The sequence below is a fragment of the Streptomyces griseobrunneus genome (genome assembly GCF_046713465.1).
Lineage (GTDB): Bacteria > Actinomycetota > Actinomycetes > Streptomycetales > Streptomycetaceae > Streptomyces > Streptomyces microflavus.
Map to the genome: position 1 here is coordinate 790,600 of NZ_CP177080.1, position 14,731 is coordinate 805,330.

Consider the following 14,731-nt stretch of genomic DNA (forward strand, 5'->3'; position numbering starts at 1 on the left):
GGGATGGAGTGGTTCTCCGCCGACGGCTACTGGCTGAGCAGGCTGATCTTCCAGCGGACGCTGGCCGTGATCTACCTGGTCGCCTTCCTCTCGGCCGCTCTCCAGTTCCGGGCGCTGATCGGTGAGCGCGGCATGCTGCCCGTACCGGAACTGCTCCGGCGCACCCCCTGGAGGGCGGCGCCGGGGCTGTTCCGGCTGCACTACTCCGACCGCTTCTTCGCCGCCGTCGCCTGGGGCGGCTGCGCGGTCTCGGTGGCCCTGGTCGCGGGGCTGGACGGCCGCCTTCCGCTCTGGGGCGGAATGCTGCTGTGGGCGCTGCCCTGGGTGCTCTACCTGTCGATCGTCCAGGTCGGGCAGGTCTGGTACGGGTTCGGCTGGGAGTCGCTCCTCCTGGAGACGGGGTTCCTCGCCGTCTTCCTCGGTACGGGGGACACCGCGCCGCCGGTGCTGGTGCTCTGGCTGCTGCGGTGGCTGCTCTTCCGGCTGGAGTTCGGCGCCGGGCTCATCAAGATGCGCGGGGACGAGTGCTGGCGGAAGCTGACCTGCCTCGACTTCCACCACGAGACCCAGCCGATGCCGGGGCCGCTCAGCTGGTTCTTCCACCACCTGCCACGCCCGGTCCACCGGGTCGAGGCGGCCGCCAACCATGTCACCCAGCTGCTGGTGCCCGTCCTGCTGTTCACCCCGCAGCCGGTGGCGAGCGCTGCCGCCGCTCTCATGGTGCTCACCCAGCTATGGCTCGTCCTGTCGGGCAACTTCGCCTGGCTGAACTGGCTGACCATCGCCCTGGCGCTCTCCGTGATCGACTGGACCCCGCTCGCCGGGGAGCCGCCCGCCCTCACGGCGCCGCCGCTCTGGTACGAGGCGGCCGTCATCGCGGTGACGGCCCTGGTGCTGGTCCTCAGCTACCGTCCCGCGCGCAATCTGCTCTCGCGCCGGCAGGTGATGAACTGCTCCTTCGACCCCCTGCACCTCGTCAACACCTACGGCGCGTTCGGCTCCATCAGCAGAATGCGGCTGGAAGTCGTGGTGGAGGGCACGGCCGGCAGGGTCGCGGACGAGGGCGCCGACTGGCGGGAGTACGGCTTCCGCTCCAAACCTGGCGATGTCCGGCGGCCGCCGCGCCTCTTCGCCCCGTACCATCTGCGGCTCGACTGGATGATGTGGTTCGCGGCGCTCTCCCCCGCGTACGCGCGCTCCTGGTTCGGCCCGTTCACCGAGCGGCTGCTGCGCGGCGACCGGGACACGCTCCGGCTGCTCGCGCACAACCCGTTCCCGGACGCCCCTCCGGTGCTTGTGCGCGCCCGGGTCTTCCGCTACCGGTTCACGGACCTGCGAGAGCTGCGGGCCACCGGCCACTGGTGGCACCGCACCTATGTCCGGGAATTCATGCGGCCCGTCTCCCGGCCGCTCCCGCCGGAGCGGAGAGGGCCGGGAGACGGGCCGTGAGCAGTGCTGAAGCGGCCTGCCGAAGAGGCCTGCTTGAAGCGGTCAGTCGATGCCGGGCAGGATGTGCGGCTCGGCGAGGTCGTCCTCGTAACCGGCCAGCCGGATCGGTGCGGACCTGGCCCACACCTCGATGTTCCGGAGCTTCTCGGGCCGTGCGGTCCGCTCCCCGTACCGTTCGGCGGGTCGCTTCTCGCGCATCGTCAGTTCTGGTGTCGTCACCGCGCACTCCTCTGTGTCGCGTCACCCGGGGCGTAGCCGACGCTCCGGCTGCGACGCCGGAGATCGACCGCCCCGCAGTGGGGCAGGGGCTTGGAACATGTCGGTCGCGGTGGCGCCGTGTCGGGGCGGGACGGCGGTCGGGTTGCAGACCTGTCCCGGGACGGTCGGGGAACCTTCGTGGGCTCCTCGATGGCGTCCGTTGGCCTCAGAGTAACCAAATGAGCGGCTCTGCGCTCGATAGAACGTGTGCAGTGGGTCACTTTCGGCCACTTCGGACAGCGAAAACCCGGCCCAGGATCCATCCTGGGCCGGGTCTGCGGCCGCCGCACGGAGGGTGCGGTTCCGGTTGGGCCGGACGGGTTACGCCGCCCGGCGGCCGGTCACCAGTTGGCGGGGGCGTAGTCCTTGAGGAAGCACCCGTGGAGTGCCTCGCCGTCCTCACCGCGCACGATCGGGTCGTAGACCCGGGCGGCGCCGTCGACGAGGTCCAGGGGGGCGTGGAAGCCCTCCTCGGCCAGCCGCATCTTGTCCGGGTGCGGCCGCTCGTCGGTGATCCAGCCGGTGTCCACGGCCGTCATCAGGATGCCGTCCTTCTCGAACATCTCCTGGGCGCTGGTGCGCGTCAGCATGTTGAGCGCGGCCTTGGCCATGTTGGTGTGCGGGTGGCCCGCACCCTTGTAGCCCCGGCTGAAGACGCCCTCCATCGCGGAGACGTTGACGACGTACGCGTGCTTGGCGGCGGTCGCGGCCATCGCCGGGCGCAGCCGGCTGATCAGGATGAACGGCGCGGTGGAGTTGCAGAGCTGGACTTCGAGCAGCTCGATCGGCTCGACGTCCTCGACCGTCTGGACCCAGCTGTTGGTGTCGTGCAGGTCGGGAACGAGCCCGCCCGCGTCGATCGCGGTGCCCGCGGCGATCCGCGCCGGCGAGGCGGAGCCGGTGACCAGGGCGAGGTCGGTGACCTCCTGGGCGCTGAGGCCCTCCTTGCGGGCGGCGGGCAGGGCCGCCACCCGGTCGACCGTGCCGCTGCCGAAGGTGCCGATGACCTCGGCGGCGGGCAGCACACCCGCGGGCAGCGGAGCGGACTCGGCGTTGACGAGCTCGCTGTAGGCCCCCGGGGAGCGGCGCACCGTCTGGGCCGCGTTGTTGATCAGGATGTCGAGCGGGCCCTCGGCGGCGACGGAGTCGGCCAGCGCGACGACCTGGGCCGGGTCGCGGAGGTCGATGCCGACGATCTTCAGGCGGTGGATCCACTCGTCGCTGTCCTCCATCGCCTTGAAGCGACGGATCGCGTCATTGGGGAAGCGGGTGGTAATGGTGGTGTGCGCCCCGTCGCGCAGCAGCCGCAGCGCGATGTACATGCCGATCTTCGCCCGGCCGCCGGTGAGCAGCGCCCGGCGCCCGGTGAGGTCGGTGCGGGCGTCGCGGCGGGAGCGGTTCTCCTTGGCGCAGGACTGGCAGAGCTGGTGGTAGAACGCGTCCACCTCGACGTACCGGGTCTTGCAGATGTAGCAGGAGCGCGGGCGCTGGAGTATCCCCGCGATCTCGGCCGCAGCGGAGGAGGAGGGCAGGACGCCCTGCGTCTCGTCGTCGATGCGCTCGGCCGAGCCGGTCGCGGTCGCCTCGGTGACGGCCCGGTCATGGGCGGTCTTCGCGGCCCGGCGCTCCTGGCGGCGGCGCTGCTTCACGGTGCGGTAGATCCCGGCGGTGGCCCGGCGGACGGCGATGGCGTCCGGGTGGTCGACCTCGATGCCGTCGAGCTCGTCCAGCACGCTCAGGCAGACGGCCAGCCGCTCCGGATCGATACCGGGACCGAACTCGTCGATTCCGGGAGCGAGCTCCGGGCTGTCCTCTGTCACCGTCATTGCCGTTCCTCTGTCATCTTCATCCCCGCGGGTCAGGGTTCACCGCAGGCCGAAACACCCCGCCCAAGTTTGCCATGCGCGTGAGGCTGTTCCGTGCGGGCCGGAAACCGGGGCGGGAACCGGGCCGGAATCGGGGCGGAAACCGAGGCTGAATCCGGGGCGGGAAAACTTTTCCGGGAAAGCAGACATGACTTCGCGACGACCGGGAAGGCGACCGTCCGACACATTGGGTGACAGGGAGGGTGACACCATGACGGCGATGTCAGTGCGAGCCACCGGAGCGACGGCGCCGCTGAGCGACGACCTGGTAGGCGCGCGGACCGACGTCGGCGCCGAGGAGCTGCCCTGGGTCGAGGACGCCGGCAAGGTCGCCCCCAAGGACGCGCGGGCCCTGTCCAAGGTCTTCTTCGACCGCCTCCAGGTTCTGGAGGAGGGCACCCACGAGTACCAGTACGCCCGCAACACCCTGATCGAGATGAATCTGTCGCTGGTCCGCTTCGCCGCGTCCCGGTTCCGCAACCGCGGCGGCGACGACACCGAGGACATCATCCAGGTCGGCACGATCGGGCTGATCAAGGCGATCGACCGCTTCGACCTCTCCCGCGAGGTCGAGTTCGCGACCTTCGCCGTCCCGTACATCGTGGGCGAGATCAAGCGCTTCTTCCGCGACACCACCTGGTCCGTGCACGTGCCGCGCCGCCTCCAGGAGCTGCGGGTCGACCTCGCCAAGGCGAAGGAGCAGCTCTCCGCCGAGCTGGACCGCGACCCCACGGTCAAGGAGCTCGCCGCCCACCTGGACCTGCCCGAGGAAGAGATCATCGAGGGGCTCGTGGCCGCCAACGGCTACTCCGCGGGCTCGCTCGACACCCCTTCGGCGGACAGCGACTCCGGCCAGGAGCAGCGCGCGTACGCCGATGTGCTCGGCGAGAGCGACCCGGGCATGGAGAACGTCGAGAACCTGCACACCCTGGCACCGCTGCTGGAGCAGCTGGACGACCGGGAGCGCCGGATCGTCCAGATGCGCTTCGGGGCCGAGATGACCCAGGCGCAGATCGGCGCGGAGCTGGGTGTCTCCCAGATGCACGTGTCTCGGCTGCTGACCCGGATCGTCAAGCAGCTGCGCAAGGGAATGAGCGTCGAGGCGTGAGCCCCCTCACTCCCTTCACTCCCTGAACAGGCCGGGATTCCCCGGCACCCGCCGTTCGTCCGGTCGGGCACCCTCCTGGGTGCCCGACCGCTTCCTGTCCGAGCGGCGGCCTGCGGCATCTGCCGAGGCCGCCGATCACATATGCTTCCCGACGATCGGCCGGATGGGCTGGCACCGTTCGTGCGAGGGGGTGGAGGGGTTGGCCGAGTCACCCATGGGCATGTCTCTCAAACCTGTGGGCACCGTCGGCATCCCCGCGCAGCAGGAGATCAACGGCGACCCCTCCCCCGGCACCCTCCTGTGGAACGTCGACGCGACCATCCTCCTGGTGGAGGACGACGCGGGTGACGCGCTGCTGGTCGAGGAGATGCTCGCCGACAGCGAGCTGGACTCCGCCCTCACCTGGTCCAAGTCGCTCGCCGAGGCCCGCGCCTTCCTGCGCACCTGTGCCACCCCCGTCTGTGTGCTCCTGGACCTGCACCTCCCGGACGTCCACGGCCTGGACGCCGTACGCCAGATCCTGGAGTCCGACAGCGACGCCGCGATCGTCGTACTAACCGGTCTCGACGAGTCGGGCACGGGACTGCGCGCGGTCGCCGGAGGCGCCCAGGACTACCTGGTCAAGGGGAGGCTGGACCCCGAGATGCTCTCTCGGGCGATCCGCTACGCCCTCCAGCGCAAGGAGGTCGAGCGGGCGGCGGCGGCGCTGCGGTCCAATCAGCTGATCGCGCAGGAGAACGCCCGGCTGGAGCGCGGCCTGCTGCCCGTCCCGCTGCTGCGCGACAACCGGTTCCAGGCGCGCGCCCGGTATGAGCCGGGGCGCGTCCACGGGCTGCTGAGCGGTGACTTCTACGACGTCGTGCAGACCGCCGACGGCGTGGTCCACGCGGTGATCGGCGATGTCTCGGGGCACGGCGCGGCGGAGGCCGCACTGGGGGTCTGCCTCCGGGTGGCCTGGCGTACCGCCGTCCTGTGCGGGACCTCCCATTTGGAGCAGATCGAACTGCTGGAGGAGATCCTGGTCGCCGAGCGGTCGGACTCCCACGTCTTCGCCACCGTGACCTCCCTGGCCTTCGCGTCCGACGGGCGCAGTGCGCAGATCGTGCGGGCCGGACACCCCGGTCTGCTGCTGCGCCGGGGCGAGGAGGTCCGCTGGGTCGAGCCGGCGGGCGGCATGGCGCTCGGGCTGCTGCCCGGAATGGGCCGGTGGCCGACGGTCGACCTGCCCCTGGCGCCCGGTGACGGCCTGGTGCTCTTCACCGACGGACTGTTCGAAGGGCGCACCGGCCCGGACAGCCGCCTCGGCGAGGAAGGGCTGCTGGCCTTGGCGCAGGCCCACGGGAATCTGCCGGGCCGCCGGTTCATCGACGCGCTGGTGGCCGGAGCCACCGAGGGAGCCGCCCCCTACGGCGGGCTTGCGGACGATGTGGCCGTACTGCATCTGGGCTGGGGATCGGAACTTTCATGAGTACGGACGACAAGGCCGCTCCGGTACGCACCGGCACGGCCGCACGGCTCTCGGTGCAGAACTGGGTGCACCTGATCCTCGGCGGATTCATCGTGGTCGTCTGCGGCTGCCTGGTGGTCGGCGGGCTCGTGCTGGCCCGGATGTCCGACCACACCAACGATCTGGTCGACCGAATACAGCCCGCGCGGTCGGTCTCCTTCCAGCTGCAGAACGCCCTGCTGGACCAGGAGACAGGGGTCCGCGGTTTCGCCCTGACGGGCGACGACTCGTTCCTCGAACCGTACGAGGCGGGCAAGGCCGCCGAGCGGGAGCGGCTGGCCCGGGCCAGGGAGCTGGTCGGCGAACAGCAGCCGTTCGCCGGGGATCTCGACGCCATCGAGACCGCCGCGCGGCAGTGGCGCGAGAGCAAGGCCCAGCCGCTGATGCAGATGGTCCGCGACCAGGGACCGAACGAGGCCGGAGCCTCGGCCCAGCTGCGGAGCAGCAAGGCGGATTTCGACCTGCTTCGGCGGGCCTACGGCGCCCAGCAGGACCATCTCTCCGAAGCCCGGGACACCGTACGGGCCGAACTGAACGACGCGCGCACCATCCGCGACCAGGTGCTGTTCGCGCTGGTCGCCGTCTTCGTCCTGACCGTGGTGGCGCTCAGTGTGCTGCTGCACCGGGTGGTGGGCGTCCCGCTGAACCGGCTGCGCGCCGCCTCCGAGCGGGTGCAGTCGGGAGCCTTCGGGCAGCGGATCGAGATAAAGGGGCCCTCCGACGTCCAGGCCGTGGCCGGGGCGGTCGAGGACATGCGGCGGCGGCTGGTCGACGAACTGGACGGGGCGCAGAGCCGCGAGACGCTGCTCGCGGAGCAGACGGAGGAGCTGCGGCGCTCCAACTCCGAACTGGAGCAGTTCGCGTACGTCGCCTCGCACGACCTCCAGGAGCCGCTGCGCAAGGTCGCGTCCTTCTGCCAGCTCCTGGAGAAGCGGTACGGCCAGGAGCTGGACGACCGGGGCAAGCAGTACATCGCCTTCGCGGTGGACGGCGCCAAGCGCATGCAGGTGCTCATCAACGACCTGCTGACCTTCTCGCGGGTGGGCCGGGTCCACGACAGCTGGAAACCGGTCGATCTGGGCAAGGCGCTGGACCGCGCGCTCGGCAACCTGACGCTGGCGGTCGAGGAGTCCGGGGCCGTGGTGGAGCGGCCGGAGACGCTGCCCGAGCTGGTCGGCGACTCAACGGCGCTCACGATGGTCTGGCAGAACCTCATCGGCAACGCGGTCAAGTTCCGCCGGGCGGACGTGGAGTGCCGGATCACCGTCGACTGCGTACGCGAGGACGACGACTGGCACCTGACCGTCTCGGACAACGGGATCGGGATCGCGCCCGAGTTCGCGGACAAGGTGTTCGTGATCTTCCAGCGGCTCCACGCGCGTGACGAGTACGAGGGAACGGGCATCGGCCTCGCGCTCTGCCGGAAGATCATCGAGTTCCACGGTGGCCGGATCTGGCTGGACGCCGGACCGGGTGAGGGGACCCGCATACACTTCACCCTGCCTGTCGCGCCCGACGCGCCCCAGCACACCACCGCGGAGCTCCTCGCTCCCGCTCCGCCCATCAGCCAGCCGGGAGACCCTTCGTGAACAGCCCCGTACAGCCCATCGAAGTCCTCCTGGTCGAGGACGATCCCGGCGACGAGCTGATGACCCGTGAGGCGTTCGAGGACAACAAGATCCGCAACACCCTGCACGTCGTGCGCGACGGCCAGGAGGCGCTGGACTTCCTCTACCGGCGCGGCGAGTACACCGAGGCACCCCGCCCCGACCTGGTGCTCCTGGACCTGAACCTGCCCAAGTACGACGGCCGGCAGGTCCTGGAGCAGATCAAGAGCGACCCCGAGCTGGCGCTCATCCCGGTGGTCGTCCTCACCACCTCCTCGGCCGAGGAGGACATCCTGCGCAGCTACAAGCTGCACGCCAACGCGTACGTGACCAAGCCGGTGGACCTGGACCAGTTCATCGCGGCGGTACGCCAGATCGATGAATTCTTCGTGACCGTGGTGCGGCTGCCCGGACGTGCGTAGGATCGTTCCGGACTGCCTGGAGTGGGACCCTTCGACGCGGGTAGACGAATGGCGGAATAGGTTCTCCGACCTCACTGCGGCGCCTGGCTGGAGCACATGAACGAAGAGGTCACCTCGCCACCGCAGGACCCTGGTGAGGGTCTGCGGTCCACCGAGGTACTGCTCAGCGCCGAGGTCTTCGACGGCGAACCGGGTTGCATCGCGCTCGCGCGTGCCCTGGCGGACCGTTTCCTCACCCGTCTCGCGGTGGAGTGCCTCGCGCCGATCGGTGAGCACACGCGCAGCGATCTGATGCTGGCCGTGAGCGAGCTGGTCACCAACGCCGACCGCTACAGCCACGGGCCCTACCTCCTGGAGCTGGAGGGGAACGCGGAGCTCATCAGCGTCACGGTGTACGACAGCAGTACGGCGATGCCCGTGCTGTACGGCCCCGACCCCTCCCGGCTGGGCGGGCACGGTATGGAGATCGTCGTGGCGCTGTGCGACCGGCTCATCGCGGAGCGGGTGCCGGTCGGCAAGCGGATCCGCGCGGAGTTCCAGCTCTCCATCTGATCCCGAGGACCCTGAAGACCCGGAATGGCGGACGCCCCCGCTGACGCGTGATGCGTCGGCGGGGGCGTCCGTGTTCCTGTCTCAGCTGCCGTCGTCGTCCTGGCGGCCGAACCAGTCCAGGCAGAGCACCAGTGCGTCGTCGAGCGTCTCCGTGACGCGGTACTCGGCCAGTTCACCGAGGATCGCGCGCGGGACGGTGGCCGCCGGAAGCAGCCGCGTCGACTGGATGGCCCGGGCCATGGCCCGTTCGCCGTACGCCTCCCCGGCCGGGGACACCGCGTCGTAGACCCCGTCGCTGAGCAGCAGCAGCCGGTCGCCGGGCTCCACGTGGAACTCCTGGACCGTGTAGTGCGACTCCTCGAACATGCCGAGCGGGAGCTGGGCCTCCAGCTCCATGCGCCGGACCGTGCGGCCGCGCTGGATCCACAGCTGCGGCGACCCGGCGTCGACCACTCCGACCCGGCCGGTCGCCAGCTCGAAGCGGAGCAGCAGCGTGGAGACGTGGGAGGCGCCGCGGTGCTGGTCGTACAGCGCCTGGTCGGCGAGGGCCGCCTGGTCGGCGATGCCGATGCCGGCCCGGCGGGCGTTGCGCAGGGCGTTCACCGCCAGGTTGGTGAGCAGGGAGGCCTGTATGCCCTCCCCCATGCCGTTGGTCACCGCTAGGGTCAGCTCGTCGGCGTCGGCCGCCCAGTCGAAGTTGTCCCCGTGGATGGAGTACGCCGGCTCCAGCTGGGCCCCGATGGCGAACTCGGCTGCGGTACAGGCGCGGGCGGGCAGCAGCTGCCACTGCATCTCGGCGGCGAGGGTGAGCCGCGTGGTGCGCCGGGCGCGCTGGTAGACGTCGGTGTCCCGTTCGGCGACCAGGATCTCGTGGCCCAGCAGATCGGCCACATGCGTCAGCTCGCCCACCATGTCCGGGGTCGACCGCGCCGCGGGCAGCCGGACGGTGAGGATGCCGAGGCGTTCGCCGCGTACGGTCACCGGGAGGTAGTGGTCGACCGCGTCGCCGTGCCTGACCTGCTGTTCGCGGGGCTCCTGGCTGCCGAAGGCCCGGCCCTCCGCGCTGTTGTGCAGGGAGAGCGGCTCCTCCTCGCCGTCGGGCCGGTCGAGGCGCTTGAGGACTCTGAGACCGTAGTCGGCCAGATGCAGCTCCACCGCCAGCGCACCGTAGGCGTCGGCCAGCATGGCGCGCAGCGTTGTCAGCAGCGCGTGCGGAGCGGCGGCCCTGACGGCCGTCTCGATGTCCGGTCTTCTTTTCACGGTCTCTCGTGCATTCTTCGTCCTGCGACGGGGTAGGGAGCGGAGCCGGGCTGACAAGGGGGGCTGACGAATGACACAGTGGATGGATGCCCCACTCCACCCGCCGTCCGCGCACCCGCGCCGAGGTGTCCGCCGACGCCTCCGCGGCCTCGGAGCTGCTGGAAGTGCTCTGGGGCCGTGGCCAGGAAGCGGCCGCTTCCGGGACCGTATCGCCCTCCCAGCTCCGGGCCCTGCTCGTGATCGAGAAGCAGGAGGGCACCAATCTGCGCTCGCTGGGCGAGGCGTTGGGCTCGCGTGCGCCGTCGGTCAGCCGGCTGTGCGACCGCATGGAGGCGATGGGGCTCGTCCAGCGGGCGCAGAGCGCGACGAGCCGACGCGAGGTGGAGCTCCGGTTGAGCCTGCGCGGCCGGGCTCTCCTCGAAGAGTACCGGGCCCTGCGGGCCCGCGAGCTGAGCGCCGTGCTGGAACGTATGGAACCGGCCGCCGTCGCCGCGCTCGCGGAGGGCCTCGCGGCCTTCCACGCGGCCGCTTCGGAGCGGCTCTCGCCGGAAACGGGTGCGGCGGCCCCCCTGCTCAGCGATGATGTCGCCGACAGCGCCTAGCCTCATCCAGCCCCTGCTTCCGCTTCTCTCGGTACGTCACCGCCGACGGCTGGTCCTCCAACCGTTGCGGATCAGATTGTTACCCAATGGAGAATGTTGTCAAATGGCAACTGTTCCTTCTATCGTTACCCCGTACCCCGCCGTGAGCTGGGACGGAACGAGGCCGACCCGTCCGGCAGACCGGCTTCCGTCGTCCGCCCGAACCGCCCGAGGTGCCTTCCGTGCTTCCACCGCCCAGCGAAGACAGAGCAGTCAGCATCATCACCCGTCAGGAACGGGGTGCTCTGGTCCTCACCGTGTCGGGTGACCTCGACATCGACAGCGTCCCGCCCCTCGGCCGGGCACTGGACACAGCGGCCGCAGAGGGTTCCGGCCCCGTCGTCGTGGACCTCTCGGGCGTGGGCTTCGCCGACTCCACCACGGTCAACGTGCTCCTCCAGGGCCAGACCGCGCTGGGCGGCCGGCTGCGGCTCGCCGCGCCGTCCCCGTTCGTTCAGCGGCTGATCGGGATGATCGGGCTCGACAGCGCGATCCCCGTCCTCAGGGGCGTCGACGAGGCCATAGACGCGACCCTGCCCTCCTGACCGTCACCGCCCGGTAGCCGTGGCGCCCGGCCCGGCGCCACGGCTACCGGGCGTACCGGCCCGGCGCGTCGTCGAAGACGCAGTCGCCGCAGAGGCCGCCGCCCGGGCAGCGCCAGTACAGGCAGCAGCTGCGCCGCCGGAACGCCGGACCGTGCGGGGAGCCGGTGGAGCGCAGGTCGGGGTGGTCGAACAGCTCGGCCGCCAGGGCGCGGGCCCGCTGTGCCACGTCAGGGCGGCCGTTCCCGCGTGACCAGGTGACCAGTTCCCGTACGGCCCCGGCGAGCGCGGATCCGGCGTTGCCCCACAGCAGCTGCGGGGAGATGTTCCCGTCGCGCCGGACGGCCTCGGCCAGCGGCACCAGGTGCCCGTACTGGACCTGCTCGCGGATCCGGTCGGCCGTCCCGGGCAGTTCCCCGGGGTCCTCGATCCAGAGATCGTCCGGCGAGGTGTGGAGCGGGTCCCAGTGCAGTGCGTCCGGTACGAGGACGGGGAACCGCCCGAAGAGCGCCGCCGGGCCGAGCGCGAGGGACCAGAGCCGGGCGGCGAGGCCGAGATGGGCGATGGAGGCGGCGACCCGGCGTTCGGGGGTGCCCAGCCGTGCCGCGACCCTGTCGACCCGGGCGGTCAGGGGCGCCGTCCCGCCCGCGTACAGCTCTGCCAGCGGCCGGTGGGCGCCGCCGGGCACCGGCGCGGTCCGCAGCGCGAAGAAGCCGCCCACCGACGCCACCTGTGCCAGGTCCATGCCCCGCTCCTCCCTCACCTCGGCCGCCGGGTCGGCGCCGGAGCGCGGCCACGGTCCGGCCACCGCGGGTACCGCCTCCGCAGCTCACCGTATCCGCCGGGGCACAACTTCTGACGGCCGGCGGCAGTAGGGCTACCGTCGAGGGGAGGACCTTGGTCCTCCGTCCGTACTACTGGGGCAGTACGCGGAATTGACGTCTCAAGGACGACGACGTGGGGCCCCGGACAGGACATCGTGGTGTACATGAGCTCCCTCGCGCTGTCTGTGCTGCTGTCACTGATCTCCGCGGTCGCCTACGCGGCCGGGGCGATCGTCCAGGAGCGGGTGGCCGCGCGCGGCGACAACTCCCCGTACGCCCTCGTGCGCAACGCGGTCTGGTGGGCGGCCGTGCTGCTCAACGGAGTCGGCGCGGTCCTGCACGTGGTGGCTCTCGCCTACGGTCCCCTCAGCCTGGTCCAGCCCCTCGGTGCGCTGACGATCGTCTTCGCCCTGCCGATGGCCGCCCTCTTCGTCGGGCGCAGGGCCGGGGCGACGGCCTGGCGCGGCGCGCTGATGGCGACGGCCGGTCTCGTCGGGCTCCTGGCCCTCACGGGCAGCGCCGAGCCGCACACCCTGCGCGGGCCCGAGCAGCTGGCGCTGGCCACGGTGACCTTCGGCGCGGTCGGCGCGCTCACCCTGCTCGCCCGGGCGCTGCACCGGCCGGTGCTGCGGAGCGCGGTGCTGGCCACGGCGGCCGGCGGGGCGTTCGGTATGGCCTCGGTGTTCACCAAGACCGTGGCCATGGAGTGGACGTCCGGTTCGGTGCGCTCGGGGCTGCCGACGCTGCTGGTGATCGCCGGGCTCGCGGCGGCGGGCCTGCTGCTCTCCCAGGCCGCCTACCGGGGCGCGGGGCTCGCCGCTCCACTGGCGACGGTGACGGTGGTCAACCCGGTGGTGGCCGCCGCGATCGGGATCACCCTGTTCGGCGAGCACTTCCGCCATGGTGCGGCGGGCACGTTCCTCGCGCTCTCCTGCGGGGCGCTGGCGGCGGGCGGGCTGGTCCTGCTGACGAAGGAGCGGCTGAGCGCGGAGCAGGGCACCGGGAAGCTACGGCCGGCGGGTGCGGCCGCAGCGGCCGTGGAGGCGGGGGGCGTCGGCGCGGCGAGCGCGCAGGCGGAGACCGGTGCCGCGCGTGCGAAGGGAGGGGCCGTCGGGGGCGCGGAGGCAGAGCCCGCCGATGCCGGGGGTGTGAAGGCCGAGACCGCCGGTGCCGCGGGCGCGGAGAAGCGGCCCAAGGGCGGGCCGGTCGCCGCCGGGTCCACGTACGCTCCGCCGCTGCGGCCGGGCAGCGCGATTCCGCGCGTGGAGTTCGGTGGCCCTCGCCGGGCGGTCCACGACCGGCGAGGTGGCGGGAGCGCCGCCGGCCCGCGCTCGGAGCGGACTGTTCAGACGCTGACGCCGCCCGCCCGGAGGTAGGCCAGCGGGTCGACGTCCGACCCGTAGCCGGGTCCGAGGCGGACCTCGAAGTGCAGGTGCGGTCCGGTGCTGTTGCCCGTCGACCCGGAGCGGGCGATCCGCTGGCCGCCGGAGACCGACTGCCCCTCGCTCACGTGGAGCGCGGAGAGGTGGGCGTACTGGCTGTACTTGCCGTCCTCGTGGCGGATGACGACCTCGTAGCCGTACGCCCCCGCCCAGCCGGCCGAGACGACCCGGCCGGGGGCCACGGCCTTGACCGAGGTCCCGGTGGGCACGGGGAAGTCGACGCCCGTGTGATAGCCGCTGGACCAGGAGCCGGCCTGGCGGTACGCGGTTCCGGTGGAGGCGGAGACGGGGGCGCTCATGCCGGAGCGCTTCACGGCGCGTTCCGCCGGCGCCTGCTTCTGCTGCTTGGGCGCGGCCTTCTTCGGCTCCGTCTTCTTCGCCTCGGCCTTCGGCGCGGCCGCTCGCTGCTCGGCCTTGCGGGGCTCGGCCTTCGGCTTCTCGGCCCGGGGCTCGGCCGCCTGCCGCTCGGGAGGCTTGGGCGCCGCCTGCTTCTTCTGCGGCGCGGCCTTCTCCGCCTGCGGCGCGGGCTTCAGGGAGCTTGCCCCGTCCCCGCCGCGCGGCGTGAGGTTCAGCCGCTGGCCGGGGAAGATCAGATCGGGGTTCTCGCCGACAACCGTGCGGTTGGCCGCGTAGAGCCGCTGCCAGCCGCCGCGGACCTTTTGGGCGTCCGCGATCCCGGAGAGCGAGTCCCCGCTGGAGACGGTGTACGAGTCACGCTTCCCCGGCACATGGGTGGGTGTCGCCGTGGCGGGCGTCACCTTCGGCCGGCGGGGCGGAGCACTCTGCGGTGCTGCGGCCCGGACGGGCACGCTGCCCGCGCTCTGCGGAGTGGTGTCGGGCGCGTCCCCGCCCCGGGTGAGGCCCGCCTCGACGGAGCAGGACGGCCATGCTCCCGGCCCCTGGCCGTCGAGCACCCTCTCGGCGATGGCGATCTGCTGGTCCCGGGTGGCGAGGTCGGCGCGCGGCGCGTACTGCCTACCGCCGAAGGCCGCCCAGGTCGGACCGCTGAACTGCAGCCCGCCGTAATAGCCGTTGCCCGTGTTGACGGCCCAATTGCCGCTCGACTCACAGGCGGCGACCTTCTCCCAGACCTCCCCCGAGGCGGCGCCCGCCGAGGCCGCCGTGATGAGCGGGAGTGCTATGCCCGCGCCGCCCGCGGTCACCGTGAGCGAGGCACGGTTGATCCGGCTGGGCTGGTATCTGCGGTGCCGACCGTTTGCGGCCATGACTGGGCTCCCCCACTGGCGTTGGGAC

The 14,731-nt window shown here is 71.6% G+C and carries 14 protein-coding genes; 9 read left to right on the forward strand and 5 right to left on the reverse strand.

Features of this window, described 5'->3' with window-relative positions; genetic code table 11:
- The first annotated feature begins 3 nt into the window (after positions 1-3).
- A complete protein-coding gene (locus ACK8N7_RS03795; RefSeq protein ID WP_500440933.1) occupies positions 4-1,449 on the forward strand; it encodes a lipase maturation factor family protein in 1,446 nt (481 codons plus the stop codon).
- A gap of 42 nt (positions 1,450-1,491) precedes the next feature.
- On the opposite strand, the gene ACK8N7_RS03800 is transcribed toward ACK8N7_RS03795, so the two are convergent.
- Complete coding sequence (locus ACK8N7_RS03800) at positions 1,492-1,668, reverse strand: hypothetical protein (protein ID WP_015612873.1); 177 nt, start codon at positions 1,666-1,668, stop codon at positions 1,492-1,494.
- A 380-nt stretch (positions 1,669-2,048) separates the two neighbouring features.
- Positions 2,049-3,533 carry an SDR family NAD(P)-dependent oxidoreductase gene (locus ACK8N7_RS03805; protein ID WP_403210780.1) on the reverse strand — a complete coding sequence of 495 codons (1,485 nt, stop codon included), beginning with the start codon at positions 3,531-3,533 and terminating at the stop codon, positions 2,049-2,051.
- 250 nt (positions 3,534-3,783) lie between these two features.
- Between ACK8N7_RS03805 and ACK8N7_RS03810 the strand changes: the two genes are divergently transcribed.
- The 5 genes from ACK8N7_RS03810 to ACK8N7_RS03830 all read left to right on the forward strand — a co-directional run bounded on the left by ACK8N7_RS03810 (position 3,784) and on the right by ACK8N7_RS03830 (position 8,768).
- Positions 3,784-4,680, forward strand: coding sequence for an RNA polymerase sigma factor SigF (locus ACK8N7_RS03810; RefSeq protein WP_403210778.1), 897 nt, complete (start codon positions 3,784-3,786; stop codon positions 4,678-4,680).
- A 235-nt stretch (positions 4,681-4,915) separates the two neighbouring features.
- The gene (locus tag ACK8N7_RS03815) at positions 4,916-6,148 is read left to right on the forward strand and encodes a PP2C family protein-serine/threonine phosphatase (protein ID WP_500445678.1); all 1,233 of its coding nucleotides are present in this window, start codon (positions 4,916-4,918) and stop codon (positions 6,146-6,148) included.
- Entirely contained in the window at positions 6,145-7,776 is a 1,632-nt protein-coding gene (locus ACK8N7_RS03820; RefSeq protein ID WP_403210776.1) for a sensor histidine kinase, read from the forward strand. The genes ACK8N7_RS03815 and ACK8N7_RS03820 overlap by 4 nt, the downstream gene beginning before the upstream one ends.
- A complete protein-coding gene (locus tag ACK8N7_RS03825) occupies positions 7,773-8,216 on the forward strand; it encodes a response regulator (protein WP_031124810.1) in 444 nt (147 codons plus the stop codon). The genes ACK8N7_RS03820 and ACK8N7_RS03825 overlap by 4 nt, the downstream gene beginning before the upstream one ends.
- 96 nt (positions 8,217-8,312) lie before the next feature.
- Complete coding sequence (locus tag ACK8N7_RS03830; protein WP_381984887.1) at positions 8,313-8,768, forward strand: ATP-binding protein; 456 nt, start codon at positions 8,313-8,315, stop codon at positions 8,766-8,768.
- An 81-nt stretch (positions 8,769-8,849) separates the two neighbouring features.
- Here the strand turns inward: ACK8N7_RS03830 and ACK8N7_RS03835 are convergent, their stop codons facing one another.
- Positions 8,850-10,028: a PP2C family protein-serine/threonine phosphatase gene (locus ACK8N7_RS03835; protein WP_403210773.1), complete on the reverse strand. Its 1,179-nt coding sequence runs from the start codon at positions 10,026-10,028 to the stop codon at positions 8,850-8,852.
- An 86-nt stretch (positions 10,029-10,114) separates the two neighbouring features.
- On the opposite strand from ACK8N7_RS03835, the gene ACK8N7_RS03840 reads away from it, so the two are divergent.
- Positions 10,115-10,630, forward strand: coding sequence for a MarR family winged helix-turn-helix transcriptional regulator (locus ACK8N7_RS03840; protein ID WP_500440937.1), 516 nt, complete (start codon positions 10,115-10,117; stop codon positions 10,628-10,630).
- Between the two features lie 221 nt (positions 10,631-10,851).
- Positions 10,852-11,214 (forward strand): STAS domain-containing protein, encoded by a 363-nt coding sequence (locus ACK8N7_RS03845; RefSeq protein ID WP_500440938.1) that lies wholly within the window; start codon positions 10,852-10,854, stop codon positions 11,212-11,214.
- Between the two features lie 43 nt (positions 11,215-11,257).
- On the opposite strand, the gene ACK8N7_RS03850 is transcribed toward ACK8N7_RS03845, so the two are convergent.
- Entirely contained in the window at positions 11,258-11,956 is a 699-nt protein-coding gene (locus ACK8N7_RS03850; RefSeq protein WP_403210767.1) for a (2Fe-2S)-binding protein, read from the reverse strand.
- 243 nt (positions 11,957-12,199) lie between these two features.
- On the opposite strand from ACK8N7_RS03850, the gene ACK8N7_RS03855 reads away from it, so the two are divergent.
- Positions 12,200-13,411 (forward strand): DMT family transporter, encoded by a 1,212-nt coding sequence (locus tag ACK8N7_RS03855; protein WP_500440939.1) that lies wholly within the window; start codon positions 12,200-12,202, stop codon positions 13,409-13,411.
- On the opposite strand, the gene ACK8N7_RS03860 is transcribed toward ACK8N7_RS03855, so the two are convergent.
- Positions 13,381-14,703 (reverse strand): transglycosylase family protein, encoded by a 1,323-nt coding sequence (locus ACK8N7_RS03860; protein WP_403210763.1) that lies wholly within the window; start codon positions 14,701-14,703, stop codon positions 13,381-13,383. The genes ACK8N7_RS03855 and ACK8N7_RS03860 overlap by 31 nt on opposite strands.
- Positions 14,704-14,731 lie beyond the last annotated feature (28 nt).

Bases quoted from the DNA above. Each gene is read 5' to 3' on its own strand.
- ACK8N7_RS03810 (WP_403210778.1), top strand. From the start codon at position 3,784: ATGACGGCGATGTCAGTGCGAGCCACCGGAGCGACGGCGCCGCTGAGC.
- ACK8N7_RS03840 (WP_500440937.1), top strand. From the start codon at position 10,115: ATGCCCCACTCCACCCGCCGTCCGCGCACCCGCGCCGAGGTGTCCGCC.
- ACK8N7_RS03830 (WP_381984887.1), top strand. From the start codon at position 8,313: ATGAACGAAGAGGTCACCTCGCCACCGCAGGACCCTGGTGAGGGTCTG.
- ACK8N7_RS03795 (WP_500440933.1), top strand. From the start codon at position 4: ATGGAGTGGTTCTCCGCCGACGGCTACTGGCTGAGCAGGCTGATCTTC.
- ACK8N7_RS03850 (WP_403210767.1), bottom strand. From the start codon at position 11,956: ATGGACCTGGCACAGGTGGCGTCGGTGGGCGGCTTCTTCGCGCTGCGG.
- ACK8N7_RS03855 (WP_500440939.1), top strand. From the start codon at position 12,200: ATGAGCTCCCTCGCGCTGTCTGTGCTGCTGTCACTGATCTCCGCGGTC.
- ACK8N7_RS03805 (WP_403210780.1), bottom strand. From the start codon at position 3,533: ATGACGGTGACAGAGGACAGCCCGGAGCTCGCTCCCGGAATCGACGAG.
- ACK8N7_RS03860 (WP_403210763.1), bottom strand. From the start codon at position 14,703: ATGGCCGCAAACGGTCGGCACCGCAGATACCAGCCCAGCCGGATCAAC.
- ACK8N7_RS03820 (WP_403210776.1), top strand. From the start codon at position 6,145: ATGAGTACGGACGACAAGGCCGCTCCGGTACGCACCGGCACGGCCGCA.